The sequence below is a fragment of the Bacteroides sp. genome, from assembly GCF_052357945.1.
Taxonomy (GTDB): Bacteria; Bacteroidota; Bacteroidia; order Bacteroidales; family Bacteroidaceae; genus Bacteroides.
The window spans coordinates 1-3,856 of record NZ_DAWCXD010000251.1 but is presented as its reverse complement, the minus strand read 5'-3'; the positions used below and the strand labels follow the sequence as shown (position 1 = coordinate 3,856).

Sequence of the window (3,856 nt, the reverse complement as noted above, 5' to 3'; positions counted from 1 at the left end):
GAGGTATAATTTGAGAACATCATATTTCAAGATGCTTTCATTTCATAGTTTATTCTGGGTTAATCAGAGACAGAAGTGATACGATAGTAGAGAGTATTTACATAACCGAAGGATGTTATAAAAAAACTACAATAAACACTATTCTTTAAGCATTTGTACCTTTTTTGTAGATTTTTTATTTACACTTCCCCTCTTGTCTTTCAGCTATGTCTTATATTCCACTTCGCTTCATACTTTCGTCTCTGACCAACTCCGATTATCTTTACCTTGAATATCCTGAAATCCGGTAAGACAAATAGAGTTACCTTTTTTCTTTTCTTTCTTATATTCCATATATAGGGTATTAGAAATTTTTGGCAGTAATGGATTGGTTTATGACAAGTTTGATATATTAACCTTTATGTATCTACAAAGTAATTGGGTATTCCACCATCCTAGACCTTATATACTTAAAAGATTAGATAAGATAGATGTATTTCCGCCAACTTTCCAAATCTTATAATCAGGTAACTATTTTCACAAACAGCTACCTAATGCTATAGGAAATACCAACGTTCACACTTTATATCATTTGGGGGAAAAGTGCAATAATCTAACTTATGCCTAATGTTTACATTTTTTGATATTTCCCGGTTAATCACAAAAAGAAAGTCTTACACTCTTTTCATTAAAGTAATGGAGGAAAGAAAAAAAAGAGAAACCATTCCACATAGTTTCCCTTAGTTTTTTGGTCATTTTATATCAGAATCCATACTTGCGTTCCAGATAAGTTTCAGTAATCATCCATTGGCAGTCATCCAGTCTGAATCCATATTCTTTTTCCAGTGTTGCCAGATACTCTTCAAAATCATCGTATTGTTCTGATTCCTTTCTCTGCCGCTCACTTAATTTAATCTTTATGATTTCTCCTGTTGAAAAGTCTAGGAGTATAACGTATTCGGTTTCCATGATTCGGTTTTCTCCTTTATTTTAGGTTATGTCTTTTAAGCAATATACTGACCTGCGATGCTTTGAACTGACATCCCCAGGCTGTCACAAATCCTTCCTTGTTTAAGATTCTTGCCATCTCTGACAATGACTTCTCTTCTTTTACCAGATTTTTCAATAACGCAACAGCCCTCTTGTTATTTGGATTATCGAGAGCCTTCTGTCTGTTGGTTCTGTTGCTGTTCTCTACTGCCTGTGGTAATCTGCTCAATAAGTTTTCAGATTTGCCAAGCCTGCATCCTCTTGCTTTCTTTGCCCTTAGAGACTGTTTTGTTCTCTGGCTGATCAGTCCAGCCTCATATTCCGCTATGCTGCTGATTATATGCAGTACGAGTTTATTAGCCTCCGGAAAATCACAAAATACTATTTCTACGTCGGACTCCAATAATTTACTGGTGAAAGCAACATTCCTGCTCAATCTGTCCAGTTTTGCGACAATCAGGATGGAACCTGTTTTTCTACATACCTCCAAAGCTTCCGTAAGTTTGGGTCTGTCAGATTTACGTCCGCTCTCTGTTTCGATATATTCAGCGACCGGTTTTCTCTCCTTCAGGTAATTCTGTATAATTTCTCTTTGTGCCTCTACGCCAAGTCCTGATATTTCCTGTTTCATCGTTGACTGCCGTAGATAAGCGATATAATTCTTCTGTTGTTCCATATTTAACATTCAATTAACACTCTTCCTGGTTACTAAACGGACGTTCAATAACCTTTAAACTGGAAGAATCAGGTTTATAAAAAAGACTTTCCGTGAGATTTCGAGTTGCTATAAATTCTATTCTCTCACAGAAAGCCGTCTTCTTAGATTCTGATTTTTTCAGAGATTTCCTAATACCTTATAATATCGTATGTATCAGAAATCCTCTTCTCATAGTCATCCGTCTTTTCTACATTCCTGTCTATCACGGAAACAAGCATGTCCAGATAAACGTCTTCTATTATTTTTTCTTCTCCTTCAGAATCGGGGATAAGATGTATTTCAAACAGGTCTTTTCCTTCGTTGAGAATGATCCGCACCATTCCTGTATGTATGAATCCCTGCACATGAAATTCCAGTCCTCCTTCGACCGGTTTTATCGTATTCATACCTATTCCCCATGACATTACTATAAAGGGTTGTGTCTTTAGGATTGACCATATATATCCTGCCAGTTTCAGATCATAATTTTTGTTTTCCATATTCGATTTTGTTTAAGTTATAATATTCAGTATATATTTTCCGGTAATCCTCTATGTCCAGTTGTGGGAAAACGGAGTGGTACATATAATAGAGGTCTTCCGCACTCCATAATTCCCCCTGGTCGAGCAGTGCAAATATTTCGTCTACAGCTTCGTCAAATTCATCATAACTCCTCCATCGTCTGTCCAATATTTCTGTCTGGTGAGGATAAGGTTCAGTACAATTCTCAATGATATGCTCTACCAGTGACAGACAGTTTATGAGGTCTTTCTTTATTGTAAACTCATGGTCCGTATGTGGTTCGTAATATCCACAGCTGAGATTGACGCAACTGACCTGAAGTCCCCGTTCCTTTAGTTCCTGCACGTCCGTCATCATTCCACGTGTTTCCTTGTATCCGAACTTTTTATATCCGGCAGCTTGAAGGAACTCGGGAGAACATAGTGATGTCCAACCTATTTCATTAATAATATCCTGGTATCCCTGTCTGTCGGGCTGTATAACAAAGCGGCAGTCATTGAAAAAATCCATCACCGCTTTTCCTGACCCGACACATCCCACTTCTTCACTGACAAAGAACGCCAGTTTTAGGGTGTCATACTTTTCCAGACACTTGAGTGCTATCCAGATTCCATTTTTGTCATCGGCTCCGAGTCCTTCCTGTCTTTTATTTCGGGAGCTGTAACCGAATATGATTTCTCCCGTTTCAATAGGCAGGAAATCTTTTGAATGTAACCTCTGTACCTGGTCAAGATGTGCTACAATGCAGGGGTATGATTCCGCTTCCCCCTTTGTTATATACAAGTTCCCGGCTGCGTCTGTTTCAACTTTAGTACCGGTAATTCTCTTGGTATAATTCCGTATAAACTTGATCATCGCCCGTTCTTTTCCGCTCGGGCTATAAACCTTGTATAATTTCTTAAGCAATTCCATAATTCTTATTTTTTGTGGGTCAAACATTTATTTCATTCATCTCGTATGCATAAGGCAGTCCGGTTTCCTCATCTATCCCGTCATAAAGCATGTCATTCAATTTATGAAGTTCTCCCGTTTCCAGCAGTCTTTGTGCCGACTCTACGGATATTGTCTTTCTTTCATATTCACAGAGGATATTGTTCCATACCTGGTATATGGTTATGCTTTCTGTATGCTCATAGTATTCCTCATCATAGTCGGAATAATGCCAGTTTTCCTTTTTGTATGTCTGTTCCGCTTTCTTCCGGCATTCTTCACAGCAATAGCACTCTTCCGTTATGTGCGAATAGAAATTATCCTCTTCCAGAAAATGCCCGCTACATTCAGAGCATTCTATAACATCCGACTCATGATGGTATTCTTCGAGATTTTCTATCCATATGAATTCGTCCAGATTCTCCACGTCACAGTAATACTCGTGTCCGTGATAATATACGAGGCTGGTTTCGTGACAATGGTATTCGTGGAAATCATCGTATTCCTCCTCACCATTCAGAGAGCCGTCAGTAATATCAAGTGCGATGTCACCACTTCCGTAATTATCTGCTGTCCTCTCGGATTGACTGTACCATTTGAATGAATCCTGATAACTTAATGTGTCATCCCAGTCCAGGTCACATTCTATCCTGAATTTCCTGTCCGACAATGAATTCTCCTCAAGGTCAACAAAAGCCCTTGAATCACCACATCCGGCACCGACTTTCTTGTAACCGT

At 38.6% G+C, this 3,856-nt stretch carries 4 protein-coding genes and 1 pseudogene; all 5 read right to left on the bottom strand.

The features are described 5' to 3' along the window. Positions 1-741: 741 nt before the first annotated feature. Positions 742-948 carry a hypothetical protein gene (locus ACT8YW_RS22290; RefSeq protein ID WP_272702806.1) on the bottom strand — a complete coding sequence of 69 codons (207 nt, stop codon included), beginning with the start codon at positions 946-948 and terminating at the stop codon, positions 742-744. A 16-nt stretch (positions 949-964) separates the two neighbouring features. Next, a complete protein-coding gene (locus tag ACT8YW_RS22285; RefSeq protein WP_007756238.1) occupies positions 965-1,654 on the bottom strand; it encodes a recombinase family protein in 690 nt (229 codons plus the stop codon). 161 nt (positions 1,655-1,815) lie between these two features. Beyond that, the gene (locus tag ACT8YW_RS22280) at positions 1,816-2,166 is read right to left on the bottom strand and encodes a hypothetical protein (RefSeq protein WP_444107183.1); all 351 of its coding nucleotides are present in this window, start codon (positions 2,164-2,166) and stop codon (positions 1,816-1,818) included. After that, positions 2,147-3,100: a hypothetical protein gene (locus ACT8YW_RS22275; protein WP_444107182.1), complete on the bottom strand. Its 954-nt coding sequence runs from the start codon at positions 3,098-3,100 to the stop codon at positions 2,147-2,149. Before ACT8YW_RS22275 ends, ACT8YW_RS22280 begins: the two co-directional genes overlap by 20 nt. A gap of 19 nt (positions 3,101-3,119) precedes the next feature. Then, a pseudogene (locus ACT8YW_RS22270) lies at positions 3,120-3,856 on the bottom strand (hypothetical protein); the annotation flags it as partial.